The sequence below is a fragment of the Amycolatopsis sp. NPDC114505 genome (assembly GCF_055633615.1).
Window position 1 is genome coordinate 1,368,383 of sequence record NZ_JBVKDV010000003.1, and the last position, 23,770, is coordinate 1,392,152.

A 23,770-nucleotide genomic window follows, 5' to 3' on the forward strand; every position below is an offset into this window, starting at 1 on the left:
CCGCTCCTGTCATTTGCTGACGCTCTTCCAGCCGTCCTCGAGCTGCTTCGCGAGGCCGGCGGCGTCGATCTTCTGTCCGAGGAACTGCTGGTACGCCGGGGTCGCGACGGTGTCCTTCCACTGCGCGTACTTGCCGGCGAACAGGTAGGGGGCCGAGGTCAGGTACTCCCCCGAGGCGAGGATTTCCTTCCAGCCGTTCTTCGCGCCGAGCTTGGTCGTGAGCGCCTGCCGCGCCGAGGTCGTCGGCGGGATCAGCGCGTCGGCCTCGTTGATGGCGGCGAGGTTGTCGGTGCCGGTGAAGAAGTCGACGAACTCCGCGGCCTCCTTGACGTGACCGGAGTCCTTGTTCACCGACAGCGTCTGCGGGTTGGCGGCCTGCGCGGGCCCGGCCGAGCCGGCCAGCGGCGGCAGCACGACCCAGTCGAAGCCCTTCGGCGCGTCCTTCGCGATGTTGGCCGCCTGGTAGGAACCCTGGACGGTCATCGCGATCTGGCCGGCGTAGAACGGCGCGAGCGCCTTGGTGCCCGACTGCGTCAGCGTGACCGGCAGGATCCGAGTGGTCCTGGTGCGCCATGGCGTCCACGAGCTGCGGCAGCGCCTGCTCACCCTGGCCGACGGTCAGGTTCGCCTTGTCACCGGCGCCTTCGAAGTACTTGCCGCCGAAGCCGGGCGCCAGCGCGACGAACGCCGCCGTCGGGCTCGACAGGCCCCAGCCGAGGCCGAACTTGCCGTCCTTCGTGGTCGCCTTGGCGATGTCGCGCAGCTGGTCCCACGTCATGGTGGCGCCGGTCGGGATCGTGACGCCGGCCTGCTGCAGCCGGGTCTTGTTCGCGAAGACCACATAGGACTGCAGCTCGGTCGGGGCGGCGATCACCTTGCCGTCGACCGTCACCGAGTCCAGGACGCCCTTCGGGATGTCCGCGCGCTTCTGCTCCGGCAGGTACTGGGTCAGGTCCGCGAGGTAGCCGTCGGTGGCGAAGGGCGCGATGCCGGCCGCTTCGTAGTGCACGATGTCCGGCGCGGTGCCCGCGTTGAACTGGGTGATCAGCTTGTCGTAGACGCCGTCCCAGCCCGCCTGGACGATCTTGACCTGCACGTCCGGGTGGGCCTTGTTCCAGTCGCCGACGATCTTCTGCGTCGCGGCGATGGCGGCGGGCTGGTCGGACAGGGACTGGAAGGTGAGGGTGACCGGCCCGTCCCCGCTGTCTCCGCTGCCACCTCCTCCGCAGGCGGTGAGCAGCAGGCCGACGGCCGTCAGCGCGGTGGCGGCGATCATGCGTCGTGTCTTCATCGACCGACCTTTCGAACTCTCTTGTGGGGTAAGGAGGGTCATCCCTTCACCGCCCCGGCCATCAGGCCGCTGGTGAGCTTTCTCCGCAGGATGCTGAAGAAGACGATGCTGGGGATGGCGGCGAGCACGGCGCCCGCGGCGAGCGGGCCGAGGGCGACCTTGCCCTCCCCGCCGACGAACATGTTGAGCGTGATGGGCAGCGTGTAGTTCTCCGGCGACTGCAGGAGGACCAGCGCGAAGAAGAACTCGTTCCACGACGAGACGAAGCTGAACATCGCCGTCGCGGCGACGCCCGGGGCGAGCAGCGGGAAGACGATCGTGCGCAGCACGGTCAGCCGGGTCGCGCCGTCCACCGCCCCGGCCTCTTCCAGCTCCACCGGGATCGCGGCGACGTACCCCTGCAGCATCCAGAGCGCGAACGGCAGCATGTACGTCGTGTGCACGAGCGTCAGGCCGGCGAGGTTGTCGGCCAGGCCGAGCGTCCGCAGGATGAGGTACAGCGGCAGGATGATGAGCACGACCGGGAACACCTGGCTGACCAGGATCCAGCCGACGCCGGCCGCGCGCACCTTGCCCTTGAGCCGCGCGAGCACGTAGGACGCGGGCACGGCGATGACGACCGACAACGCGGTCGAGGAGAGCGCGACGATCAGGCTGTTGAAAGCCGACCGGACCAGGCCCTGCTTTTCCAGCGCTTCGGTGTAGTTGTCCCAATGCCATTCGCTCGGGAGCAGGCTCACCGTGAGCGAATTGAGCTCGCCCGACGACTTCACCGACGCGGAAATCAGCCACAGCAACGGGAAACCGAGGAACAGGATGTAAAGCGCGAGGGCGACGTATTGCGCCGGGCGCACCAGGCTCTTCATCAGCGCCCCTTCACGGCGCGGTCGTCGCGGAACTGCGACCGCAGGTAGACGGCGAGGATGAGCACGACCACGACGACGAGCACGAGTCCCATCGCGGCGGCGTAGCCGATCTCGCGGTTCTTGAAGGCCTCCAGGTAGATGAACAGCACCGGGACCATCGTCTTGCCGCCCGGGCCACCCGCGGTGAGCACGTAGACCAGCGAGAACGAGTTGAAGTTCCAGATGAAGTTCAGCGACGTGATCGACGTGACGATCGGGCGCAGGCTCGGCCAGGTCACCGCGGTGAACCGGCGCCACGCGCCCGCGCCGTCCATCGCGGCGGCTTCCTGCAGTTCGGCGGGGATCTGCTGCAGGCCGGCCAGCAGCGTCACCGTCGTCTGCGGCATGCCGACCCAGACACCGACGACGATCACCGCGGGCAGCGCGACCGAGAAGTCGCCGAGCCAGTTGATGTCGTCCGGGAGGCCGACGCTGCCGAGCACGGCGTTGAGCGGGCCGCCGTTGGCCGAGTAGATCATCTGCCACATGATCGCCACGACGACCGGCGGCATCGCCCACGGCACGAGCGCGAGCACCCGCGTCAGGCCCTGCAGCCGCAGGCCCGAGTCCAGCAGCAGCGCGAGGCCCATCGCGGCGGCCAGCTGGAGAACCGTGACGCCGACGGTCCAGATCATGCCGATCCGCAGCGAGTCCCAGAACAGGTCGTTGCCGACGAGCTTCGTGAAGTTGTCGACGCCGGCGAAGCCGTAGTCCGGGTGGCGGACCAGGCGCGCGTCGGTGAAGGCCAGGAAGATCCCGACGACCAGCGGCGCGACGCTCAGCACGAGGATCGGGATCAGCGACGGCAGCACCAGCGCGATCGCTTCGCGCCGCCGGGTGCGGGCCAGCACGGGCTTCTTCTTCCCGGCCGGGGGTGCCGGGCGGGTCAGCGTCGCGGTCATCGCGCACCCCCGGTCGACTCGCGCACCCTCAGTTCGGGGCCGACGGCGACCTGCTGCGCCGCGTGGTCCGGGTCGTCGGCGAGCTGGAGCATGATCCGGGCCGCCGCGCGCCCGCGTTCGGTCGAGCCGAGGGAGACGCTGGTCAGGCTCGGCTGGAAGACCCGGCCGATCTCGGTGTCGTCCATGCCGGTGACGGCGACGTCCTCCGGCACGGAGAGCCCCAGTTCCCGCACGGCCCGGATGGCACCGATGGCGAGCAGGTCGTTGGCGGCGACGAGCGCGTCGAGCCCGCCGCGGGCGAGCAGCGTCCGGGCCGCTTCCAGCCCGGCGGTGACGGTGAAGTCGCCGGCGACCTCCTGGTCGACGCGCTCCGCGGCGATTTCCCCGGCCACGGCGTCGAACCCCCGCTGGCGCGCGGCACCGGGCGTCGTGTCGAGCGGGCCGTTGAGGAACCCGATCCGGCGGCGGCCGAGGGCGTGCAGGTGGCGGACGGCGGCGCCGATCCCGCCCGCGGAGTCGGTGGAGACCGAGCTGATGCCCCGGTCGTCCAGGGCCCGCCCGATCACCACGACCGGGACGGGGGCCTGCTGGATCTCGCGGATGAGCCGGTCGTCGGTGCGCAGCGGGCTGACGATCATGCCGTCGACGAACCCGCTGTTGAGGCTGCGCACGAGCTCGGTGGTCGACGTCGCGGTGTCCCCGGTGCTCATCACGACGACCCGGTAGCCGTGCGGCGCGAGGACTTCGTGGATGGCCCGCATCATCTCGACGTAGACGGGGTTCCCGATGTCGGCGACGGCGAAGGCGACCTGGAAGGTCCGCTTCAGCCGCAGCGACCGCCCGATGGCGTCGGCGCTGTACCCGAGCTCGGCGGCGGCGGCGCGGACCCGCTCGACCATCGCCGGGCTGGCCCCGGTGCCGTGCAGCGCCCGCGAGGTCGAGGCCAGGGAAACCCCGGCGCGCTCGGCGACCTGGAGCAGCGTGGCCCGTGTTGACGTCATCGGCTACCTCGTTGTGCGTTCTTGGAAACGTTTCCAGCTGCGGAAGGCGGGGTTGGAAACGTTTCCAATTGGATTAATCCAGATACTGACACCGGTGAGCGGGGCATGTCAACACGACACGGAGAGCACCCGGGCGGTCACGTGCGGCACGACGAGGGTCGGCTCGCGTACCCGGCCGGCCGGTCACGTGCGGCGCCACCGGACCGCTCCCGCATCCTGGTACGGCTGGCCGTCCTGACCGGAATGCCCCGATAGTGGTCGCGTGCTCACTTCCCGTGCCCCGCTCACCCTCCCCCGGGCCGACCGGACCGGGGCGCGAGTGTCCTATCGGGACGCACTCGTCGCGACCCTCGCCGGCTACCGCCCGCTGCTGCTGGACCTCGTCGTCCCGGCCGGGCGCGCGCCCGGCGGTGGCCATCCGGTGGTGGTCTACCTCTACGGCGGCGCGCCGGCCGGCGGGTCGCACAAACACAGCCTGCTCGGTGACCGGGTGACGGATCGGCTGGTGACGGCCGGGTTCGCCGTCGCGCGGGCCCAGTACCGGCAGGGGCGCGAAGCGGCTTTCCCCGCGCAGGTCCACGACGTGAAGGCGGCGGTGCGCTGGGTGCGTCACCACGCCGGGGAGCTGGAGCTCGACGCCGGCCGCGTCGCGGCCTGGGGACACTCGGCGGGCGGCTACCTGGCCGCGATGCTCGCCGTCACGGCGGACGACGCCGACCTCGAAGGCGACCTCGGGATCACGGGCCCGCCGAGCCACGTCGGCGCCGCGATCGCCTGGAGCGCGCCGACGGACTTCACGCGCATCCCGCCGCCGGCGGCGGATTCCCCGTTGCACAGCGGCGGGCACGACCCGCACGACTGGCTCCCCGGGCCGACCGCGAGCCCGCTGCTCCACGCGTCCGCGGCCGCGGCCCCGCTCCTGCTGGCCCACGGCACCGACGACGCCGGAATCCCGATCGCCCACAGCGAAGCGCTGGTCGCGGCCTACTGGCGAGCCGGCGCCGACGCGGACCTCATCCGCCTCGACGGCGCCGGCCACTTCTACGGCGAGCGCAAGCTCCAGCACGTCACCGACGCCGGCATCGCCTTCCTCCGCAACCACCTCACGGCGGCAGCCTGAGCTCAGCCGACGACGTCGATCTCGAACGGCTCCGCGGAGCTGTACTCGAGGTCGGCCCACACCGCGCCCGGCAGGGCGAAGCGACGGTGGGACGTCATCCGGTCGTTGTACGCCGGGTCGGACTTGGGGTTGTGCCCGATGCCCACCTTGTCCGAGCCCCACGCGAAGATGTTGCCGACCCACATCGGCGTCGCGATGCCTTCGCCGTTGATCCGCGGGCGGACGATCACGGCGGCGCCGGCACTGCCGGACAGGTTGAGCCGGACCGCGTTCACGCCGATGTTGGGCGGGGTGACGGTGATACGTTCCATGATCTCCACTTCCGGTTCGACGGTCAGGGACGCCGGCGAATCCACGCCGGGCCAGAAGTCGGCCACGACGGAGATGTCGATGCCGGGTGCGACGTCCAGCAGGTACTGCGCGGCGATCGCGCCCGCCGGGATCTCGGCTTTGCCGGTGGCGGTGGCGATCCAGTACAACGGCGGATCGACGCGCTGGGCCGTGAACGCCGCCTTCACCTTCGGCCAGGTCGACCGGTTGCAGTAGATGACGGGGTACGCGAACCCCGACGCCCGCCGCCGCTTGGCCCACCCCGGCGCCTCCTCCGGCGCGGCGTCGCCGGGCTCGACGTCCAGCACGTGCCCGTCGTCGGTCGACGCCTTCTTGACGATCCGCACCTTCAGTGCGTCCGGGAACAGCGCCCAGTCGGCGGCGGTCCACGGCGCGAGCTTGATCCGGTCGATGTACCCGGCCACCAGCACGGGACGGCTGTCCTTCTTGAGGATGTTCCGCGCGGTGACCGCGTCGTACATGGTGCGCATCGGCGTGCCTCGAAATCGTGGGGCGGCGGATATCGACGTATTCACGATCGCGGAGAGAGGATAACGCCACAACGGCGAAAAGGGCGCCTCTTCGGGCGGAATCGGCCCACCGAAAAGACTTCACGCCCGCGGGCAGGCCCGGAAACAACCGGACCCGCCCGCTTGCCGGGTCATTCTTCGCGCAGATTCTCCAGGCTCGCCGTCCGCCACAACGCGGGCAGTGTCAAAGCGGTGACGAACAGTACCGCCGCGATCGCGGTCCCCGTCAGGGTCGCGATCGCCGGCACGTCGGCCGCCATCGGGCGGTGCACCACGAGGGTGAGCACCAGCCAGTCGAGGGCGAGCCCGGCCGGCACGGCGACGACGACCGCCACCGCCACCGGGATCACCAGCTGCCACACCAGCGACCGCGCGAGCACGCCGCGCCCGACGCCGTTCGCCAGCAGCGCGGCGAGGCTGCGCCGGCGTTCCCGCAGCTGCTCCCAGGCCGCGACCAGCAGGCTGCCCGCGACGAACAGCAGCACCAGGACCGCCCCGACCGACAGCACCCGGGTGATCAGCGCGTAGGTGCCGTCCTCCCCGGTGCCGAGCGAGTACACGGTTCCGTTCCACCCCACCACGTTCCGGACGCGCTCCACCAGGTCCGGGTCGCCGGTCGGCAGGGTCGCGGACACCGTCATCCCGACGTCGGACGCCGTCGCCAGCGCGCCCGGGGTGACGAACAGCTCCGCCGCGTCGACCCCGGACAACGGCACGCGGTGCACCGCCGGCACCGTCCACTGAGGAGTTTCGGCCCGGTGGGTCCGGCGGAGCTCGGAGGACCACAGGCGGTCGCCCGGCGCGGGCACGTAACTCGTCCGGGCCGTCCCGGCGTAGACGTCGCCGTCGCGGCAGTCCGCGACCCCGCCGGCCCGCAGCCGCGCGCAGTCCGCGACGACGATCGTGGAGCGCTGCCCCGTCGCCGTCTCGATCATCGCGCGGGTCCGCACCGGCACGCCGCCCTGCCCGGGCAGCGCGTGGAAGGCCGCGGTGAACGCCTCGCCGTCGGCGACACTCGTGGCGTAGTAGCTCGCGAGCACCCGGATCTCCTTCGGTGCGGGGCGTTCGCTCGCGACGCGGTCGTAGACCCCTTGCAGTGCAATGAATCCCGTCAGCACCACGGCGACACCGCTGACCAGGCGCGCCGCCGTCGCGCTGTCCAGCTGGAGCCGCCGCACGGCCAGCAGCCAGGCGGGCGAACCGCCACCGAGCAGGCCCGCGAGCCGCTCGACCAGCCACGGCAGCACCAGGGGCACGGCCATGAGGATCAGGACCACCCCGGTGATCACGGCGAGGTCGTCGGCGCTGTTGCCGCCCAGGCCGGTGAGCAGCAACACCCCGCCCGTGACCGCGGGGAACAGGCGCCACAGCAGCTTCCGCCGGGCCGGTGTCCCCCGCCGCACGACGCCGAGCGGCTCGATGACGACCGACCGCAGCGCGAACACGGCCGCCGCGCACGCCAGCACCGGCAGCGCCAGCAGGGCCGGGGCGCCGAGGCGCCAGTCGGGGACGAGGTCGGTGCCGAAGAGGCCGCCGCGGAAGGCGGACACGGTGATCTCCGGGACGAGCACGCGGATGAGCTGGAACAGGGCCAGGCCGGCGGCCAGGCCGGCGAACGAGCCGAGCAGCGCCTCGCCGGCCGCGATCCGGTGCACCTGGCCGCGGTCCGCGCCGACCAGGCGCAGCGCGGCGAGCCGCCGGTCCCGGGCCGCCGCCGCGAGCCGGGTGCTGGTGATGACGAAGACGAACACCGGCACCAGGCAGGTCGTCGCGCCCATCACGACCAGCAGCAGCTCGAGCGGGGACAGGCCGCGGTGGGAGGCCCCGGCCCCGAACCGGCTCACCAGTGCGGTGTCCGGCTGCCGCGCGACGGTGTCCGAGCCGACGTAGAAGAACAGCTCGTTCGGGCCGGTCAGCCCGGCGTCGCCGATGGTGCCGATCACCCGCTGCGAAAGCCGGGTGCGCAGCAGCTCGCCCTCCGGCGACCGCAGCAGCTCCGCCAGTGCCGGGGACAGCACCGCCTCCCCCGGCCCGGGCAGCCGGTCCACGCCCGGCGCGACCGGCAGGCGGGGCCCGGTGGCCTGCACGAGGTAGCCCTGCAGGCCGCGGCCGCGGAACTCGTCGTTGCGGGTGACCACGTGGACCGGGTCGACGCCCTCGGCGACCGCCCCCGCGTCGAGGAAGCGCGCGCTCGCCCGGTCGTCCCGGGCGGCGAGCATGGTCGGCATCGCCGTCGCGGTGAGCAGGACGGCCACGCCGAGGCCGACGCCGACCGCCGTCAACGCGAGCCGCACCAGCGCCGTCCGCGTCCCGCCGCCGCCGAGCGCCAGGCGCATCCCGAGCGCGAGGTCGTTCGCCCAGCGCCGGATCACCGGGTCACCTCGAGCTCCCGCGTCCGGCCGTCCCGCACGACGACCTCGCGGTCGGAGTACGCCGCGACGCGGGGTTCGTGCGTCACCAGGACCACCGCCGCGTCCCGCTCCCGGGCCACGGACGTCAGCAGCTGCATGACCTGCTCGCCGTTCAGCGAGTCCAGGGCGCCGGTCGGTTCGTCGGCGAAGACGACGCTCGGGCCGGTCACGAGCGCGCGGGCCACCGCCACCCGCTGGCCCTGCCCGCCGGACACCTCGCCCGGCCGCTTGCCGGCCACGTCGGCGAGGCCGAGCTCCGCCAGCATGTCGCAGGCCCGCCGCGCCGCCACCCGGCCGCGCTCGCCGTTCAGCCGCAGCGGCAGGGCGACGTTCTCCTGGCAGGTGAGCTCCGGGACCAGCCGGCCGAACTGGAAGACGAAGCCGAAGTCGGTGCGGCGCAACGCCGAGCGCGCGCGGTCGGTCCGCAGGGCGAGGTCGTCGCCGCGGTAGCGGACGGTGCCCTCGTCCGGCCGGACGATCCCGGCCAGGCAGTGCAGCAGCGTCGACTTGCCCGCCCCGGACGGGCCCATCAGGGCCACGACCTCCCCCGCGCGCACCCGCAGGCTCGCCGACGTCAGCGCGTCCGTGGGCCCGTACGCCTTCCGGACCTCGGCCGCTTCGAGCAGGACCTCCCCCGTGGTGCTCACGCGATCTCCTTCGCCAGCTGGTCGAGCCGGGCCGTGGTCAGCTCCAGCCAGCGGAGGTCGGCCTCCAGGTGGAACAGCGCGTGGTCGCAGACCAGCTGGTCGACGAGGTCGCCCCCGGTCTTGCGGCGGGTCAGCTCGCGCATGGCGTCGAGGTGGGCCGTGCGCTGGACGTCGAGGACGTCGACGGCCGGGCGGCCGGAGAGCAGGGCGAGCACGATCTTCGTGTAGAGCGTGTTCTGCAGGTACGCCTCCGGCTTCTCCGGGGTCGCCAGCCAGGTGCCGACGTCGGCGACCCCGGCCTCGGTGATCGCGTAGCGCTTGCGCTCGGGGCCACCGCCGGCCTCGATGCCGTCGGCCTCGACGAGGCCCTGCTTGAGCAGCCGGGCCAGGGTCGAATAGACCTGGCCGTAGTGGACGCGGCGGTCGTGCCCGAACCGGTCGTCGTAGGCGCGTTTCAGGTCGTAGCCGTGCCGGGGGCCGTTCTCCAGCAGCCCGAGCAGGGTGTGTCCGATCGACATGCGGGAGACTGTACACGGGGTGTATAGCCGGAGTTTATACACCCCGTGCATAGTGCTCAGCGGAGGATCGACCGCAGTGGCGTGGCCGGCCGTCCGAGCAGTTCTTCGAGGTCGGGACCGGTGGCGGCGAACTCGCCCCGGCGCGCGGCGCGGAACATGCCGAGCAGCATCGCGGCCTGCCCGACGGGGACACCGTGCGCGACCAGGCCCGCCGCCCACTCGTCGTCGTCGGCGACCACCCGGCGGATCGTGCGTCCGGTGAGCTCGCCGACGAGGTTCGCGACGTCCGCCAGGTCGAGCGCGACGGGAGCGGTCAGCGGCGGCGTGGGCCCGTCGAACCGGCCCTCGTCGGCGAGGACCACCGCAGCGGCCTCGGCCAGGTCGGCGTGCGCGGTCCACGACACCGGCCCGTCCGCCGGCGCGACCAGCTCGCCGGTTTCCCGCGCCTGACCGAGCAGCAGCGGGACGGTGCCGGCGTAGAAGCCGTTGCGCAGCGCGGTGAACGCCGAGCCCGCCGCGGCCAGGTGCCGCTCGGTCGCGGCGTGGTCGGGCATCGGCGCGAAGAGCGAGTCGTCGGCCGCGCCCTGGTGGCTCGTGTACAGCACGCGCTTGACCCCGGCGTCCCGCGCGGCGTCGATCGCCGCGACGTGGTGCCGCAACGCCGCCTCGCCCGTGGCGTCCGTCGAAACGACGAGAACCTGCGTCGCGCCTTCGAAGGCGTCGGCGAGCGAGTCCGGGTCGGCGAAGTCGCCGCGTCGCACGCGGACGCCGCGTTCGGCGAGGCCGCTCACCCGGCCGGGCTCGCGGACGCTGACGCCGACCTGCTCGGCCGGAACGCGCTTCAGCAGCTGCTCGACGACCCGGGAACCGAGCTTGCCGGTCCCCCCGGTGATCACGATCATGGTGCACCCCTTCGATGGATTAACGTCGATATTAACCACGTTAGCACCATCGGTAGCAAGCATGCGTTACCATCGAAACCATGCCGAAGAGCCGGAGCGAAACGCGGACGCACCTCGTCGAGACCGCCGCGCGGCTCCTCGACGCCGAGGGCGCGGCCGCGCTCACCATCCGCGCGGTCGCCGCGGCGGCCGGGGTGCAGGCGCCGGCGCTCTACCGGTTCTTCGAGGACAAGGACGCGCTGCTCGACGCCGTCGCCGAGCACGTATTCACCACCTACGTCACCGGGAAGACGGCCGCGCGGGACGGCGACCCGGTCGCGGACCTCCGCGCCGGCTGGGACGCGCACATCGCCTTCGGCCTGGCCAACGCGGCGCTGTTCGGCCTGCTCGTGACGCCGGGCCGGACGTCCCCGGCGGCCGACGCGGGGCTCGCGGTCCTGCGCGCCCGGGTGCACCGCATCGCGGAGACCGGCCGGCTGCGCGTCCCCGAACCGCTCGCGGCCGAGCTCCTGCACGCCGCCGGCACCGGCGCCCTGCTCACCCTGCTGGCCCGGCCGCCGGCGGACCGGGACCCCGGTCTCGCCGAGGTGATGTACGAAGCCGTGCTGGCCCGGATCCTCACCGACGCGCCGGCGGCGCCGGCGGTTTCCCAGGAGCTGTCGAAGCTCACCGGCGCCGAGCGCGCCCTGCTCGCGGAGTGGCTGGACCGCGACTGAGCCCGGGCGCCGGCCGGGTCATTCCGTGGGCTGCTTCGTCTTCTCGGCCTTCTTCGACTCTTTCGCCGCCTGCTTCGACTCCTTGGCGGCTTGCTTCGACTCCTGCTTCGCCTCTTTCGAGGCCTGCTTGGACTCTTTCGCCGCTTGCTTGTCCGTCGTGACCGACCCGTCGGCTCCGGTGGTCACGGCCGCCGCGCCCGCCGCGGACGACTCCGCCGCGGGCGGTGCCGACGTGAGCTGCGCGTCCGACGGGGAGCGCTGGTCGCCGCCGGGCACGCCCGCGGCGGGCCGGGTTCCCACCGGCTGCGACGTCGAGCCGTCCGCGCCGGTGGCCGGGGGCGACGGGGCCACGTCGGACGTGCTCGCGCCGATGGTCACCGTGGTGACCAGTGCCGCGCTCGCCGCGGCCACCTTCGCCGCCGTGGCCCACGAAAGCACGGAGGCCCCGGTGCTCGCGGCCGCTCCGGACGAGGCGAGGGACCCGGTGGTGGTCAGCCAGTGCGTGACGACCGGGATGCCCAGGATCAGCGGGGCGACGGCGGCGGGCAGCTCTTCGTTGAGCTCCCGCAGACCCGTGGCCAGCTTCCGGCAGTCCGCGCAGCGGTCCAGGTGGGTCGTGATCCGGTGCGCCTTGTGGTCCCCGACGCCGTCACGCACCCAGCGGGCGAGCTGCCCCGAGACGATCCGGCAGTTGCGCCGCCGGGCTTCCGGGACGTGCTGGTCGAGGTACGCCTGCCGCAGCCCTTCCCGGGCGCGGTAGGCCAGCGCGGCGACGCCGTTGGGCGTCATCCCGAAGTCTTCGGCGATCTTGGCCGGCGAGTCGCCCTCGATCTCGGTCCGCCACAGCACCGCCCGCCACCGCTCGGGCAGGCTCGCGAACGCGCCCGCGGCGACGGTGCCGTGCATCCGGTTGTCCACCGGCTCGTCGCTGCCCTCACTCGGCAGGACGTCCGGCACCTCGGCGACCAGCGAGAGCGCGGAGTCGCGCCGGCGCCAGCTGATCATCGTGTTCCGGATCGTCGTCAGCAGGTACGGCCGGAATTCCGCGTCCGGACCCTCCCCCGCGCGCAAAATCCGTAGTACCCGGGTGAATCCTTCGGCGATGAGGTCGTCCCGCTCCGCCTCGTCCGACGCGATCGCGGCCGCCACCCGGCGGGCCGCGACCAGGTGCCGGTCGTAGAGCCGGCCGTACGCGGCGTTGTCCCCGCCCCGCACCGCCTCGATCAAGACCGCGTCGCTCGGGACATCCGTCGTCCCCGCCACCGCCGGCGCCACCTCGGTCACCCGCACCTCCCCCTTTGCTCGTGCGCTTGCACGTGCAGAACGTCACGCGATAGTCGTCCAACGAGAGGCCGGGCGCAAGGTTTCGGCAAGGAAAGCCCTTATTCTTCCGCGGTGAGCCTCCCGGACCCGCGTCTTGTCAGGTAGGTGAGCACTCCGGCGCGGTTTCGTCCCGGTGCCGCGGCGCGTCGTTGCCGGGGTGTTACCGGACCGGTAGCACGAAGGGCGGCGGCCACCGTATCCGTGTCCGATGTGGACGGTCCGCGTCCCCCCGTCGGGAGGGTTCCCCCGGCGGTGCCCGCAAAGGCCGGCCGGTCAGCGGCGCCGGACGATCCGGCGCGGTTCACCGGCACCGTCGTGGTCGACTTCTCCCAGTCGTACGAGCACTTCCTGCGGGAGGGCTACGCCTACATCGGGGTGACGACACAGAAAGCGGGCGGTATTTTCGCAGGCCGCGCAGGCGATCCGGACGCCCAGTCCGCGTTCCGGCTGACCACCTATGCGAACGCTGTTCAACCAGTGCGGCGGACCGGGCCTCGGGCGCCGGCTACCTCCTGCCCGCCGACCGCGACGAGGCCGTCGCCCGCGCTCAGGCCATCGCCCGCGCTCAGGCCGCTCCCGTCCCGTGAAACCTGTTCCACCGGAGCAGGAGCCGGACACCCCTTGCCCCGTGCGGGTATAGTGCCGAAAACAGTAACGTGTTCTAGTATTTGGCCGTGGAAGGGACCGGGATGGACGAGCAGGCGATGCGGTATCCGAACCACCTCGGGCATCTGGTCGTCTCCGCCCTGAAGCGCCACCGGGACGCGCCGGTGATGGTGCTGGGCGAGACCACGATGACCGGGGGCGGGACCGCCGAGCAGGTCAGCCAGTACGCCCAGGCCTTCGAGGAACTCGGGGCCGGCACGGGCGCGGCGGTGGCGCTGCTGTCGCTGAACCGCCCCGAGGTCCTGCTGATCATCGCGGCCGGCCAGATGCAGGGGTCGCGGCGTTCGGCACTGCACCCGCTGGGCTCGCTCGACGACCACGCCTACATCCTCGGCGACGCCGGCATCACGACGCTGATCATCGACCCGGTGCCGATGTTCGTCGAACGCGCGCTCGGCCTGCTCGAGAAGGTGCCCGGACTGACCCAGGTGCTCACCATCGGGCCGGTGCCGGAGCGGCTGGCGCACGTCGGCACCGACCTGACCGCGACCGCCGCGAGGTTCGAGCCGGGCCCGCTGAAGCCCGCCGACCTGCCGCCGGACCAGGTCGTCTCGATCACCTACACCGGCGGGACGACCGGCAAGCCCAAGGGCGTCATGGGCACCGCGCAGGCGATGGCGACGATGACGCAGATCCAGCTGGCCGAGTGGGAGTGGCCCGAGGCACCGAAATTCCTGATCTGCACACCGCTTTCCCACGCCGGGGCGGCGTTCTTCGCACCGACGCTGCTGAAGGGCGGCTCGCTCGTCGTCGTGCCGAAGTTCGACCCGGCCGGCGTCCTGCGGATCATCGAGGAGGAGCGGATCACGGCCACTATGCTGGTGCCGACCATGCTCTACGCCCTGATGGACCACCCCGACTCGCGCACGCGCGACCTGTCGTCGCTGCAGACGGTCTACTACGGCGCGGCGTCGATCAACCCGGTCCGGCTGCGCGAGGCGATCGACCGGTTCGGCCCGATCTTCGCGCAGTACTACGGCCAGTCCGAGGCCCCGATGGCGATCAGCTACCTCGCCAAGGGCGACCACGACGACGCGCGGCTGTCTTCGTGCGGGCGGCCGTCGGCGTTCCTGCGCACGGCGTTGCTCGACGCCGACGGCAACCCGGTCGCCCCCGGCGAACCCGGCGAGATCTGCGTGGCGGGCCCGCTGCTGGCGGCCGGCTACTGGAACCTGCCGGAGGTGACGGCGGAGACGTTCCGCGACGGCTGGCTCCACACCGGCGACGTCGCCCGCGAGGACGAGGACGGCTTCTGGTTCATCGTCGACCGCGTCAAGGACATGATCGTCACGGGCGGGTTCAACGTGTTCCCCCGCGAGGTCGAGGACGTCGTGGCCGAGCACCCGGCGATCGCCCAGGTGGGCGTGATCGGCACCCCGGACGACAAGTGGGGCGAAGCGGTGACGGCGGTGGTGGTCCTGCGTTCCGACGCGGCCACCGACGCCGCGGCGGTCGAGAAGCTGACGGCCGAGATCCAGGCGTCGGTGCGGGAGAAGAAGGGCCCGGTGCACGTACCGAAGCAGGTGATCGTGGCGGCGTCCCTGCCGATGACGGGGCTGGGCAAGCCGGACAAGAAGGCGTTGCGGGCCCAGTACCAGCCCAAGGGAGCGAGCGTGTAGGGCGTTATACGGCGGAGACCGCCTTGAGCTTGCCGGGGTTCATCATCCACAGCACCTGGTCGATGCCCTCGGCCGAGGCGGTCACCGTCAGCACCGTGAACACCTCGCCGTCGCGGGACAGCAGCATCGCGTGGGCGCCGTTCACGAGCGACGGGGTCACCGTCACGCCCTCCCAGAAGCGGTCCTTGAACGCTCGGACGTACTTCGCCACCGTCACGGCTCCGCACACTGGGATGCGCGAGGCGCGGGCCGCGCCGCCGCCGTCGGAGTAGCTGATCACGTCGGCCGCGAACAGCTCCTCCAATGTCGACAAGTCGCCTTCCTGGGCCGCGGTCACGAACGCCGTCAGCAACCGCCGCTGCTCGGGCAGCGCGGCCGGCGTGCGCCGTTCCGCCGCGAGGTGCTTGCGCGCGCGGCTGACGAGCTGGCGGGCCGCCACCTCCGTCGTCTGCACGATCTCGGCGATCTGGACGTACGGGTAGTCGAACGCCTCGCGCAGCACGTACGCCGCGCGCTCGGTCGGGGTCAGCTTCTCCAGCAGGAGCAGGACCGCCAGCTCCAGCGCGGCACCCCGCTCGGCCCCCAGCTGCGGGTCGGCCGAGGTGTCCACCGGCTCCGGCAGCCACGGCCCGACGTAGGTCTCGTGCCGCGCGTACGCCGTCTTGGTCGCGTTGATCGCCAGCCGGGTGGTCGTCGTCGCGAGGTAGGCCGCCGGGGTGCGCACCGCGGCCCGGTCGCTGGCCTGCCAGCGCAGCCACACCTCCTGGAGCAGGTCCTCGGCGTCGGCGGCGCTGCCCAGCATGCGGTACGCGATGCCGAAGAGCCTCGGCCGCACCTGCGCGAAGACGGTGGTCGCGTCCTCGATGCCGGTGTCCTCCATGCGTGCGGATCCCTTTCGACGGACGGTCCGGGCGGCAGCGTACCGGCCGCCGCCCGAACACCCGGTCACGGTCGCGGTGCCCGCCGGTCGCGCCGTTCCGCCAGCTCTTCCGCGCTCACCGGCTCCAGCATCGGCCGCCCGGGCACGCAGAACATCGTGACGACGAACGCGGACTCCGCGTCGGACAGGTGGTTTCCGTCCTGGTAGTGGATGACGTCGCCGCCCGGCTCCCAGAACGCCTCGCCCGCCTTGACGACCCGCTCGGGCTCGCCTTCCAGCTCGAAGACGATCTCGCCCTTGAGCACATAACCGTAGGCCGGTCCGGAGTGCCGGTGCGGCGGCGCGCCCGGGCTGCCCGGCGGCAGCGTGACGAGGATCGTCATGGCTTCGGCGTTTTCGTGGATCTGCGGCGCGCCCGGCACGGTCGCGACGACGTCCAGCTTCGGGGGCGGCCCCGGGATGTGGGTGGTCATGCCAGTGAGGACAAGACAGCCCCCGCCGCTGTGACACGTCACGTTCCGGCGCGCCGTCTTGTCGAACGGACATGGTCGATCCCGCGCTGGCCGAGCTGCTCGCCGAACGCCGTCACCTGCAGGACGTCGCCACCTGGCTCACCGGGTCCGGCGACGTCGCCGACGAGGCCTACCGGGCCTGGTACGCGCTCGGCGCCGCCGAACGGGCGGCCGTCGCGTCGCCGGCGGACTGGCTGACCCGGGCGGTCGGCCGCCACTGCCTGCGCCGGCTCGCCGCTCCCCCGCGGCCCGCGCCGGCCGACGACCGCGCACGGCGGTTCCGCGCCGCCTGCGCCGAGGAGTCGGTGCCGGCACTGGGCGCCCTGCTGGCCGATGACGTCACCGCCTGGTTCGACGGCGGCGGGAAGCTGCGCACCGCGGACCGGCCGGTGCGGGGCCGCGCCGAGGTGACGCGGGCCGTCCTCGCCCTGCTGGCGCCCCGCCCCGGCACGCGGGTGGCCGAGCACTCGGTCAACGGGACCACCGGCCTGGTCGTGCGGGTGGACGACCGCGTCGCGGCGGTCGTCCTCTGGCAGGCCCGCGACCGGGTGATCACCGAGCTCTGGCTGGTCCTCAACCCCGCCAAGCTGCGAGGCTGGTCCGTTGTCACGAACGCGCGCGCTGTCTTGTCCTAGTGGGTTGTGCAGCCGTCCCGGGTCCGCCGGGACGGCGCCGAGCGGAAGGAACGGACATGAAGGTCGTCGTCATCGGCGGAACCGGCCTGATCGGCACGAACGTGGTCGCGCGGCTGGCCGAGCACGGCCACGAGGCGGTCGCCGCCGCCCCCAGCACCGGCGTGAACACCCTCACCGGCGAAGGGCTGAAGGAGGTGCTGCTGGGCGCCGACGTCCTGATCGACGTCTCGAACTCGCCGTCGTTCGCCGACGACGACGTGATGCACTTCTTCCGCACCTCGACCGGGAACCTCGTCGCGGCGGCGAAGGAAGCAGGCGTCTCGCACTACGTCGCGCTGTCGGTGGTGGGCACCGACCGGCAGCCGGACGTCGGCTACTTCCGCGCCAAGGTCGCGCAGGAGAAGCTGATCACCGAGTCGGGCCTGCCGTTCTCGATCGTGCGGGCGACGCAGTTCTTCGAGTTCGCCGGCGGGATCGCCGACACCTCGACCACCGACGGCGTCGTGCGGCTGCCGGGCGCCGGCGTCCAGCCGATGGCCGCGGCCGAGGTGTCCGCGGCCGTCGCGCGGACCGCGGCCGGGCAGCCGGTCGGCGGCCTCACCGAGATCGCGGGCCCCGAGGTCTTCGGGCTCGACGAGTGGGTGCGCACGGTGCTGACCGCGCGCAACGACGCTCGCGAGGTCGTCACCGACCCGAAGGCGCCGTACTTCGGCGCGGTGCCGGGACCGGAGGAGCTCCTGCCCGGGCCGGGCGCGAAGCTCGCCGAGACCAAGCTCGCCGACTGGCTGGCCCGCGATTCCCGCGCCTGACGGGTTCACCGCCTTCCACACCACCACGGTCACGGTGGACGGCGGGCGGCTCGCGCACGGCCGGGCTTCCGGCCGTGCGCGATCCACCGACGGCACGCTCCGGCTGGACCTCCGGCTCCCCGCCGAACTCGGCGGGGAAGGCGGCGGCACCAACCCGGAGCAGCTGTTCGCGGCCGGGTACGCCGCTTCCTTCCACGCGACGCTGAGCGTGCTCGCGAGGGAGACCGGCGCCGACCCGGCCGCGCTGACCGTCGCGGTGACGGTGGCCGTCGGCCGTGACCCGGCCGGCGCCGGTTCCCTGCTGCGCAGCGAAGTCGCCGTCACGTGGCCGGGCACGGACGGCGTGCGGGAGCTGGTCGAACGGGCGAAAACGCTGTGCCCGTACGCGAAACTGAGCTAGCTGCCGTCGTGGTCCGGGTCGGCGTTGAGCACGATGCAGCCGACGTACCCGTCACGGGCCTTGGTGACCTTCAGCAGCATGCTCGGCCGGTAGATCGAATCGCCGTCGTTGAAGGTGTCCCGGCCCGTGCGCTGCGCGTAGGGCTCGGTCGCCATCACCGCGGTGTTCAGGGTTTCGTCGAACATCAGCTGCGTGGTGAGGGTCTTTTCGTTGCCCACGTGCACCATCACGTGGACGTGGATCGTCCGGCCGCGGTACCAGCCCGGCCAGATCGTGGTGAACTCGACGGTCCCGCGCTGGTTGGTGACCTGGGCGCCGCGCAGGTACCGCTTGTCATCGGTCGGCTCGAGGTCGGCGTCCCCGCCGGGCGGCGGGCCGCCGGTGGGCGGGGTCCCGGTCGGCGGCGGCCCGGTCGGCGGGGTGCCGCCCCCGCCGCCGGACGCCGCTTCCGCGCCGGAGTAGAGGCCGCCGGCGTCGCAGTGCCAGATCTCGACCACCGCGTGCGGGATCGGCTTGCACGTCTCGCTGTCCTGCACCTGCAGGGCGAGCCGCAGCTTCGCGCCCTGCTTGTCCTCGCGGACGTCGCTGCGGATCTTGTCGGCGTCGAAGTAGTAGGGACCCTGGGTGGTGGACGCGGTGAGGGTGCAGGTCCGCGCGCCGGCGAACAGCGCGGTGAGGTCCGCGTCGGTCACCGCCTGCAGGGCGACGGTCTCGCCGGTGGACGTCGTGACCGGGCTCTTGCCCGCGCACGCCGTGACGAGCGCGCCCAGGCCGACCGAGCTCACCCCGGCGAGCATCCGGCGCCTGCTGACCCGTTGTCCTTCATGGTCGTGGTCCATGCGTGTCCTTTCGCGGTCAGGTTCGGGAGTAAAGGCCGGTTGACGGTCGCCTGATCCGGCCTTGAACCAAGGTGGCGGCCGGGCCTGTGGCGGAGCTGTGGTGACGCTGTGGGTCGCCGAGCGGTACACTCATACTCAACAAGTTGACTAGGTGAGGTGAGGCATGACCAGCTTCCGCAAGGCCGTCGAGGCCCGTGATCCCGACGCCATGGCCGCGACGCTGGCGGAGAACGTGGTGTTCCGGAGCCCGGTGGCGTTCAAGCCGTACCCGGGCAAGGCGATCACGTCCGCCATCCTGCGTGGCGTGCTGCGAGTGTTCGAGGACTTCCGTTACGTGCGCGAGCTGAGCGGCGGCGAAGGACGTGACCACGCACTCGTGTTCGAGGCCCGGATCGGCGACGCGCGCGTCGAGGGCTGCGACTTCCTGCACTTCGACGACGACGGCCTGATCGACGAGTTCACCGTGATGGTCCGCCCGCTGTCGGCCGCGCAGGCGCTGTCGGAAGCGATGGCGGCCCAGTTCGACCAGATCCAGCGCGAAGCACTCAACTAGTTCACTATGGCTCTGCGTGATGCGCTGATGGCGGCGCTGCTGGAGGGCGAGGCGTCGGGCTACGACCTGGCGAAGGGGTTCGACGCGTCGGTGGCCAACTTCTGGCCGGCGACGCCCCAGCAGCTCTACCGCGAACTGGACCGGATGGAGTCCGAAGGGCTGGTCCGCGCCCGCTTGGTCCACCAGGAGAAGCGGCCGGACAAGCGACTGTTCTCCTTGACGAAGGCGGGCACCCGGGCCCTCCACGACTTCACGGCGCGCCCGCCCCGCCCGGGCGTGATCCGCGACGAGCTGCTGATCCAGGTCCAGGCGGTCGACACCGGCGACGAAGCGGCGGTCCGCCAGGCGCTTGCGGAGCGGATGACCCGCGCGGAGGCGAAGATCGACCGGTACGAGCGCCTCCGGGCGAAGCTGCTCGACGGCCGCTTCGAGGACGACTACCTCGCCGACGCCGAGCGGGTGGGGCCGTACCTGACGCTGATGCGCGGGCTGTCGTTCGAGCGGGAGAACCTCCGCTGGTGCGAACAGTCACTGAAGATCCTCGAACGCCGGGCGGCGCGCTAGCTCAGCCCGGCGTCGTGGACGAGGATCGCCACCTGGGTGCGGTTCGCCGCCTCCAGCTTGGCCATGATGTGTCCGATGTGGACCTTCACGGTCGACTCGCTCACCACCAGCGCCCGGGCGATCTCGGCGTTGCTCAGCCCGCGTCCGATGTGGACGGCCACGTCGTGCTCGCGCGGCGTCAGCTCCGAAAGCCGCGTCCGGGCCCGCGCGTTCCCTCCTCCGGACGCGAAGTCCGTCAACAGCCGCTTGGTGATCTTCGGCGACAGCATCGCCTCGCCGCGCGCCGCCACCCGGACCGCGTTGACCAGCTCGCGCGGCGGCGTGTCCTTCAGCAGGAAGCCCGCCGCGCCGTGGCGCAGGGCCGCGTACACGTACTCGTCGACGTCGAACGTCGTCAGCACCACCACCGCCGGTGCCGCCGGGTGCGACGCCAGCCGCCGGACCACCTCGATGCCGTCCACCTTCGGCATCTGAACGTCGGTCAGCACCACGTCCGGCCGGTAGCGGTCGGTCAACTCGACCACCCGCGCGCCGTTCGTGTCCTCCGCGACCACCTCGACGTCGTCGGCCGACTCGAGGATCATCCGGATGCCGCTGCGGACGAGCTCCTCGTCCTCCAGCAGCACGACCTTGACCGTCACACGCCCTCCCCCACCCGAAACGCCGCCAGCACCCGGAACCGCCCGTCACCCGTCGGGCCGGTGCGCAGGTCACCGCCGGCCAACTCGACGCGTTCGCGCATGCCCACCAGGCCGTAGCCGGACCCCGGGACGGCGCTGCCGTGCGGGGTCAGCCGGTTCGTCACCTCGACCGCCAGCCGCTCCCCGGTGACGGCGAGCCGGACGTCGACGGCCGCGTGCGGCGCGTGCTTCCCCGCGTTGGTCAGCGACTCCTGCACGACCCGGTAGACGGCCCGGCCGACCTGGTCGGGTACCGCGGGCAGCGGGTCCGGCAGGGTCAGCTCGACCCGCGCGCCGGTCGCCGAGACCTCCGCGACCAGGTCCTCCAGCGACGCGAGCACGCCCGGGCCCGGGTCCGGGGCGTCGTCACGCAGCACCTGCAGGATGCCGCGCAGCTCGTCGAGCGCCGTCGCGCTGGTGGCCCGGATCGTCTCGGCGGCCTGCTCGGTCTTCTCGTCCGGCGCCCGCAGCGACAGCGCGCCCGCCTGCAGCGCGACGGCGGTCACGCGGTGGGCGACGACGTCGTGCATCTCGCGCGCGATCCGCCGCCGTTCGGCGAAGACGGCCTGGTCGGCCAGCAGCGTCCGGGCCCGCTCGGCCTCCTCGGCGCGATCCCGCAGCACGGCCAGCAACGTCGCGCGCTGGTGCATCCACAGCCCGCCCAGCACCGGGCCGAGCACGAAGAACCCCAGCCCGATCACGACCATCATGAGGTCCCCCGGCTGCCGCAGCAGGCCGAACGCGTTGCCGGTCGCGCCGGCGACGACGACCGCGGCCCCGGTCTGCCAGCCGACGCCGTGCCGGGCCGCGACCGAGTACGTCGCGATGGTCACCGGCAGCAGTGTCACGCCCGCCGGCAAGCACAGCGCGGCGACCCCCAGCACGAGGAGCGGCCACCGGCGCCGCGCGAGCAGCGCGAGCCCGGAGACGACCACCGCGGGCACGTAGAGCGCCGGGTGCTGGTCGCGCGGGTCGCCGCCGAGCAGGCTGAACGCGATCGTGGCCGCCGCCACCGCGACGTCGAGCGCCAGCAGGACGACGCGGCCGTCCCACCAGCTCAGCCAGCGCTTCACCGTGCCCAGGTTAGGGCGCGCCGGATCAGCCGTCACGGCGAGCCAGGGTGAACGTCGTCGCGCCCAGTGCGAGGACGACCAGGACGGCGAACACCGCCGTCCCCGGCAGCGCGAACAGCGCCGTGCCGCTGAAGGGCAGCGCCCTCACCGGCACGTCGGCGACCGTGGCCAGCGTCGTCTCCGCGACGAACGTCCACACCGCGAACACCCCGACGGCGAGCCCGGTGTGCCGCAGCAGCCCGCCGAGCGCCACCCCGGCGAGTCCGGACAGGACGGTCAGCGCGAGCACCCCGCCCGCCGCCCTGCCTGCCGCCCCCGCGCCGGCAGGCAGGGCGCCCCCGCCGGTCAGCACCCCGGCGGCGGTCAGCACCACCATCAGCACCCCGCCCAGCAGCCCGAGCCCGGCGGTGACCAGCGCCCGCGCCGCGACGATCCGCGCCGGCGAGCGCAGCACCAGCCGGGTGGTCGCGAGGGTGCCGTGCTGGTGGTCGAGCCCGAACGCGGCGACGCCGATCGCGGCGACCAGCAGCGCCCCCAGCCGGTCGACGAGGCCGAACGCCGAGGTGACCGCGTCGAGGTCGCCGAGGTCGCGTTTGAGGCCCCAGTACAGGCCGGACGCGAACTGCAGCACTCCGGCGGCGGCCAGCAGCAGCCACGTCGAACGCAGCGAGCGGGCCCGCGTCCACTCGTAGGCCAGTGCGTTCTTCACGGCAGCTCCCCGCGGTGCCGGACGGCGGCCGCGGTCGCGGCGAGGAACGCGTCCTCCAGCCCGTTCCGCCGCACGAACAGCTCCCGCACGCCGACGCCCGCCCGGCCGGCGATCGCCGCGACCCGTTCGGTGTCGTCGGTGTCGACGACCAGTTCGGCGGCTTCCTGGCGCACCCGCAGGCCGTCGCGGGCCAGCGCGACCATCAGCACGCTGGGGTGCTCGACGCGGACCACGACGGCGGCCCGCGCGTGCCGGCCGACGAACTCGCTCAGCGGCCCGGCCGAGACCAGCCGGCCGGCGCCGATGACGATCAGGTCCTCGGCGAGCAGCGACATCTCGGCCAGCAGGTGCGAGGACGCGAGGATCGTGCGTCCCTCCCCCGCCAGCCGGCGCAGGAGGTCGCGGATCCACCGCACGCCCTCGGGGTCGAGCCCGGTGGCCGGCTCGTCGAGGATCAGGTACTCGGGGTCGCCGAGCAGCGCCGTGGCCAGGCCGAGCCGTTGCTTCATGCCGAGGCTGAACCGGCCGGCGGGCCGCTGCGCGACGGACTCGAGGCCGACGGTGTCCAGGACCTCCCGGACACGGCGGGCCGGCAGGCCCCCGCCCGCGGCGACCATCCTCAGGTGCGCCGCGGCCGGGCGCGCGGGGTGCACCGCCGCGGCGTCGGTCAGCACCCCGACCGTCCGCAGTGGACCGGGGACCTCCGCGTACGGCCGGCCGCCGAACGTGGTCCGGCCGCGGCCGCGCGTGAGGCCGAGCATCAGCCGGATGGTCGTGGACTTGCCGGCACCGTTGGGCCCCAGGAAGCCGGTCACCACCCCGGGCCGCACGGTGAAGGACAGGTCGTCGACGCCGGCACCGCCGTGGTAGGTCTTCGCGAGCCCTTCCGCGACGATCATCGGCGCGCCGGCTCGTAGGCGTCCCGCCGGCCGACCACGAACCACAGCAGGCTGCCCAGGAACGGCGCGCAGAAGGCGAAGATCACCCAGACGAGCTTCATGCCGCCGGTCAGCCGCGAGCCGAGGATGCTGATCAGGGCGGCGAAGAACAGCACGACGAAGGCCAGCAGGACGGCGCCGGTCAGGCCGAGCACGAGCCACGACCAGGTCTGTTCGTGGCCTTCGATCAGGGCGGCCGGATGCATGGGCTTTCTCCTCACGTCGGTCTGTCGGACCCACGATCGCCGACCCGCCCGTGCGCGCGCATCCGATCTTCGGCGACTCCGGGATAGGCGG

General features: G+C 72.7%; 25 protein-coding genes and 1 pseudogene. 8 read left to right on the forward strand and 18 right to left on the reverse strand.

The window, feature by feature from the left end:
- Positions 1–9: 9 nt before the first annotated feature.
- From ACZ7OU_RS35545 to ACZ7OU_RS35560, 4 genes and pseudogenes are all read right to left on the reverse strand, one after another.
- Positions 10–1,333: pseudogene (locus tag ACZ7OU_RS35545) on the reverse strand (ABC transporter substrate-binding protein).
- Positions 1,330–2,157, reverse strand: coding sequence for a carbohydrate ABC transporter permease (locus ACZ7OU_RS35550; RefSeq protein WP_470258589.1), 828 nt, complete (start codon positions 2,155–2,157; stop codon positions 1,330–1,332). The pseudogene ACZ7OU_RS35545 and the gene ACZ7OU_RS35550 overlap by 4 nt, the downstream one beginning before the upstream one ends.
- A complete protein-coding gene (locus ACZ7OU_RS35555; protein ID WP_470258590.1) occupies positions 2,157–3,098 on the reverse strand; it encodes a carbohydrate ABC transporter permease in 942 nt (313 codons plus the stop codon). The genes ACZ7OU_RS35550 and ACZ7OU_RS35555 overlap by 1 nt, the downstream gene beginning before the upstream one ends.
- The gene (locus ACZ7OU_RS35560; RefSeq protein WP_470258591.1) at positions 3,095–4,099 is read right to left on the reverse strand and encodes a LacI family DNA-binding transcriptional regulator; all 1,005 of its coding nucleotides are present in this window, start codon (positions 4,097–4,099) and stop codon (positions 3,095–3,097) included. The genes ACZ7OU_RS35555 and ACZ7OU_RS35560 overlap by 4 nt, the downstream gene beginning before the upstream one ends.
- A 262-nt stretch (positions 4,100–4,361) precedes the next feature.
- Between ACZ7OU_RS35560 and ACZ7OU_RS35565 the strand changes: the two genes are divergently transcribed.
- A complete protein-coding gene (locus tag ACZ7OU_RS35565) occupies positions 4,362–5,219 on the forward strand; it encodes an alpha/beta hydrolase fold domain-containing protein (protein ID WP_470258592.1) in 858 nt (285 codons plus the stop codon).
- Between the two features lie 2 nt (positions 5,220–5,221).
- On the opposite strand, the gene ACZ7OU_RS35570 is transcribed toward ACZ7OU_RS35565, so the two are convergent.
- From ACZ7OU_RS35570 to ACZ7OU_RS35590, 5 genes are all read right to left on the reverse strand, one after another.
- The gene (locus tag ACZ7OU_RS35570; RefSeq protein WP_470258593.1) at positions 5,222–6,040 is read right to left on the reverse strand and encodes a hypothetical protein; all 819 of its coding nucleotides are present in this window, start codon (positions 6,038–6,040) and stop codon (positions 5,222–5,224) included.
- A gap of 170 nt (positions 6,041–6,210) precedes the next feature.
- Positions 6,211–8,451 (reverse strand): FtsX-like permease family protein, encoded by a 2,241-nt coding sequence (locus tag ACZ7OU_RS35575; RefSeq protein ID WP_470258594.1) that lies wholly within the window; start codon positions 8,449–8,451, stop codon positions 6,211–6,213.
- Positions 8,448–9,137 carry an ABC transporter ATP-binding protein gene (locus ACZ7OU_RS35580; RefSeq protein WP_470258595.1) on the reverse strand — a complete coding sequence of 230 codons (690 nt, stop codon included), beginning with the start codon at positions 9,135–9,137 and terminating at the stop codon, positions 8,448–8,450. The genes ACZ7OU_RS35575 and ACZ7OU_RS35580 overlap by 4 nt, the downstream gene beginning before the upstream one ends.
- Positions 9,134–9,655: a PadR family transcriptional regulator gene (locus ACZ7OU_RS35585; protein WP_470258596.1), complete on the reverse strand. Its 522-nt coding sequence runs from the start codon at positions 9,653–9,655 to the stop codon at positions 9,134–9,136. The genes ACZ7OU_RS35580 and ACZ7OU_RS35585 overlap by 4 nt, the downstream gene beginning before the upstream one ends.
- Positions 9,656–9,711: 56 nt before the next feature.
- A complete protein-coding gene (locus ACZ7OU_RS35590; RefSeq protein WP_470258597.1) occupies positions 9,712–10,557 on the reverse strand; it encodes an NAD(P)H-binding protein in 846 nt (281 codons plus the stop codon).
- Positions 10,558–10,637: 80 nt separating this feature from the next.
- Between ACZ7OU_RS35590 and ACZ7OU_RS35595 the strand changes: the two genes are divergently transcribed.
- On the forward strand, positions 10,638–11,273 hold the full coding sequence (locus ACZ7OU_RS35595) for a TetR/AcrR family transcriptional regulator (RefSeq protein WP_470258598.1): 636 nt from the start codon (positions 10,638–10,640) through the stop codon (positions 11,271–11,273).
- Between the two features lie 18 nt (positions 11,274–11,291).
- Here ACZ7OU_RS35595 and ACZ7OU_RS35600 read toward each other — a convergent pair whose 3' ends face one another.
- Complete coding sequence (locus tag ACZ7OU_RS35600) at positions 11,292–12,557, reverse strand: RNA polymerase sigma factor (RefSeq protein ID WP_470258599.1); 1,266 nt, start codon at positions 12,555–12,557, stop codon at positions 11,292–11,294.
- A gap of 713 nt (positions 12,558–13,270) precedes the next feature.
- Here ACZ7OU_RS35600 and fadD8 point away from each other — a divergent pair.
- Positions 13,271–14,881 (forward strand): fatty-acid--CoA ligase FadD8, encoded by a 1,611-nt coding sequence (gene fadD8 / locus ACZ7OU_RS35605; RefSeq protein ID WP_470258600.1) that lies wholly within the window; start codon positions 13,271–13,273, stop codon positions 14,879–14,881.
- A gap of 4 nt (positions 14,882–14,885) precedes the next feature.
- Here the strand turns inward: fadD8 and ACZ7OU_RS35610 are convergent, their stop codons facing one another.
- Positions 14,886–15,761, reverse strand: coding sequence for an RNA polymerase sigma-70 factor (locus tag ACZ7OU_RS35610; protein ID WP_470258601.1), 876 nt, complete (start codon positions 15,759–15,761; stop codon positions 14,886–14,888).
- A 65-nt stretch (positions 15,762–15,826) separates the two neighbouring features.
- Positions 15,827–16,234 carry a cupin domain-containing protein gene (locus ACZ7OU_RS35615; protein ID WP_470242720.1) on the reverse strand — a complete coding sequence of 136 codons (408 nt, stop codon included), beginning with the start codon at positions 16,232–16,234 and terminating at the stop codon, positions 15,827–15,829.
- A gap of 71 nt (positions 16,235–16,305) precedes the next feature.
- Between ACZ7OU_RS35615 and ACZ7OU_RS35620 the strand changes: the two genes are divergently transcribed.
- The 3 genes from ACZ7OU_RS35620 to ACZ7OU_RS35630 are packed head-to-tail and all read left to right on the forward strand — an operon-like array spanning position 16,306 to position 18,117.
- A complete protein-coding gene (locus ACZ7OU_RS35620) occupies positions 16,306–16,908 on the forward strand; it encodes a hypothetical protein (protein ID WP_470258602.1) in 603 nt (200 codons plus the stop codon).
- Between the two features lie 56 nt (positions 16,909–16,964).
- Positions 16,965–17,717, forward strand: a complete 753-nt coding sequence (locus tag ACZ7OU_RS35625; RefSeq protein ID WP_470258603.1) for an SDR family oxidoreductase — start codon at positions 16,965–16,967, stop codon at positions 17,715–17,717.
- A 34-nt stretch (positions 17,718–17,751) separates the two neighbouring features.
- Positions 17,752–18,117, forward strand: a complete 366-nt coding sequence (locus tag ACZ7OU_RS35630; protein WP_470258604.1) for an Ohr family peroxiredoxin — start codon at positions 17,752–17,754, stop codon at positions 18,115–18,117.
- Here the strand turns inward: ACZ7OU_RS35630 and ACZ7OU_RS35635 are convergent.
- Positions 18,114–18,956, reverse strand: coding sequence for an intradiol ring-cleavage dioxygenase (locus ACZ7OU_RS35635; protein ID WP_470258605.1), 843 nt, complete (start codon positions 18,954–18,956; stop codon positions 18,114–18,116). The two genes, ACZ7OU_RS35630 and ACZ7OU_RS35635, sit on opposite strands and share 4 nt — an antisense overlap.
- A 163-nt stretch (positions 18,957–19,119) precedes the next feature.
- Between ACZ7OU_RS35635 and ACZ7OU_RS35640 the strand changes: the two genes are divergently transcribed.
- Both ACZ7OU_RS35640 and ACZ7OU_RS35645 read left to right on the forward strand, forming a co-directional pair.
- On the forward strand, positions 19,120–19,509 hold the full coding sequence (locus ACZ7OU_RS35640) for a nuclear transport factor 2 family protein (protein WP_470242725.1): 390 nt from the start codon (positions 19,120–19,122) through the stop codon (positions 19,507–19,509).
- A 6-nt stretch (positions 19,510–19,515) separates the two neighbouring features.
- Positions 19,516–20,073: a PadR family transcriptional regulator gene (locus ACZ7OU_RS35645; RefSeq protein WP_470258606.1), complete on the forward strand. Its 558-nt coding sequence runs from the start codon at positions 19,516–19,518 to the stop codon at positions 20,071–20,073.
- On the opposite strand, the gene ACZ7OU_RS35650 is transcribed toward ACZ7OU_RS35645, so the two are convergent.
- The 5 genes from ACZ7OU_RS35650 to ACZ7OU_RS35670 are packed head-to-tail and all read right to left on the reverse strand — an operon-like array spanning position 20,070 to position 23,679.
- Positions 20,070–20,714, reverse strand: a complete 645-nt coding sequence (locus ACZ7OU_RS35650; RefSeq protein WP_470258607.1) for a response regulator — start codon at positions 20,712–20,714, stop codon at positions 20,070–20,072. The two genes, ACZ7OU_RS35645 and ACZ7OU_RS35650, sit on opposite strands and share 4 nt — an antisense overlap.
- Positions 20,711–21,826, reverse strand: coding sequence for a sensor histidine kinase (locus ACZ7OU_RS35655; RefSeq protein WP_470258608.1), 1,116 nt, complete (start codon positions 21,824–21,826; stop codon positions 20,711–20,713). The genes ACZ7OU_RS35650 and ACZ7OU_RS35655 overlap by 4 nt, the downstream gene beginning before the upstream one ends.
- A 25-nt stretch (positions 21,827–21,851) precedes the next feature.
- The gene (locus ACZ7OU_RS35660; protein ID WP_470258609.1) at positions 21,852–22,535 is read right to left on the reverse strand and encodes a hypothetical protein; all 684 of its coding nucleotides are present in this window, start codon (positions 22,533–22,535) and stop codon (positions 21,852–21,854) included.
- Positions 22,532–23,434, reverse strand: coding sequence for an ATP-binding cassette domain-containing protein (locus ACZ7OU_RS35665; RefSeq protein WP_470258610.1), 903 nt, complete (start codon positions 23,432–23,434; stop codon positions 22,532–22,534). The genes ACZ7OU_RS35660 and ACZ7OU_RS35665 overlap by 4 nt, the downstream gene beginning before the upstream one ends.
- Entirely contained in the window at positions 23,431–23,679 is a 249-nt protein-coding gene (locus ACZ7OU_RS35670; RefSeq protein ID WP_470242731.1) for a PLD nuclease N-terminal domain-containing protein, read from the reverse strand. The genes ACZ7OU_RS35665 and ACZ7OU_RS35670 overlap by 4 nt, the downstream gene beginning before the upstream one ends.
- Between the last annotated feature and the right edge of the window lie 91 nt (positions 23,680–23,770).

Coding starts and splice junctions, on each gene's coding strand:
- ACZ7OU_RS35550 (WP_470258589.1), bottom strand. CDS start 2,157: ATGAAGAGCCTGGTGCGCCCGGCGCAATACGTCGCCCTCGCGCTTTAC.
- ACZ7OU_RS35555 (WP_470258590.1), bottom strand. CDS start 3,098: ATGACCGCGACGCTGACCCGCCCGGCACCCCCGGCCGGGAAGAAGAAG.
- ACZ7OU_RS35560 (WP_470258591.1), bottom strand. CDS start 4,099: ATGACGTCAACACGGGCCACGCTGCTCCAGGTCGCCGAGCGCGCCGGG.
- ACZ7OU_RS35570 (WP_470258593.1), bottom strand. CDS start 6,040: ATGCGCACCATGTACGACGCGGTCACCGCGCGGAACATCCTCAAGAAG.
- ACZ7OU_RS35585 (WP_470258596.1), bottom strand. CDS start 9,655: ATGTCGATCGGACACACCCTGCTCGGGCTGCTGGAGAACGGCCCCCGG.
- ACZ7OU_RS35590 (WP_470258597.1), bottom strand. CDS start 10,557: ATGATCGTGATCACCGGGGGGACCGGCAAGCTCGGTTCCCGGGTCGTC.
- ACZ7OU_RS35595 (WP_470258598.1), top strand. CDS start 10,638: ATGCCGAAGAGCCGGAGCGAAACGCGGACGCACCTCGTCGAGACCGCC.
- ACZ7OU_RS35610 (WP_470258601.1), bottom strand. CDS start 15,761: ATGGAGGACACCGGCATCGAGGACGCGACCACCGTCTTCGCGCAGGTG.
- ACZ7OU_RS35615 (WP_470242720.1), bottom strand. CDS start 16,234: ATGACCACCCACATCCCGGGGCCGCCCCCGAAGCTGGACGTCGTCGCG.
- ACZ7OU_RS35620 (WP_470258602.1), top strand. CDS start 16,306: ATGGTCGATCCCGCGCTGGCCGAGCTGCTCGCCGAACGCCGTCACCTG.
- ACZ7OU_RS35625 (WP_470258603.1), top strand. CDS start 16,965: ATGAAGGTCGTCGTCATCGGCGGAACCGGCCTGATCGGCACGAACGTG.
- ACZ7OU_RS35635 (WP_470258605.1), bottom strand. CDS start 18,956: ATGGACCACGACCATGAAGGACAACGGGTCAGCAGGCGCCGGATGCTC.
- ACZ7OU_RS35640 (WP_470242725.1), top strand. CDS start 19,120: ATGACCAGCTTCCGCAAGGCCGTCGAGGCCCGTGATCCCGACGCCATG.
- ACZ7OU_RS35645 (WP_470258606.1), top strand. CDS start 19,516: ATGGCTCTGCGTGATGCGCTGATGGCGGCGCTGCTGGAGGGCGAGGCG.
- ACZ7OU_RS35665 (WP_470258610.1), bottom strand. CDS start 23,434: ATGATCGTCGCGGAAGGGCTCGCGAAGACCTACCACGGCGGTGCCGGC.
- ACZ7OU_RS35670 (WP_470242731.1), bottom strand. CDS start 23,679: ATGCATCCGGCCGCCCTGATCGAAGGCCACGAACAGACCTGGTCGTGG.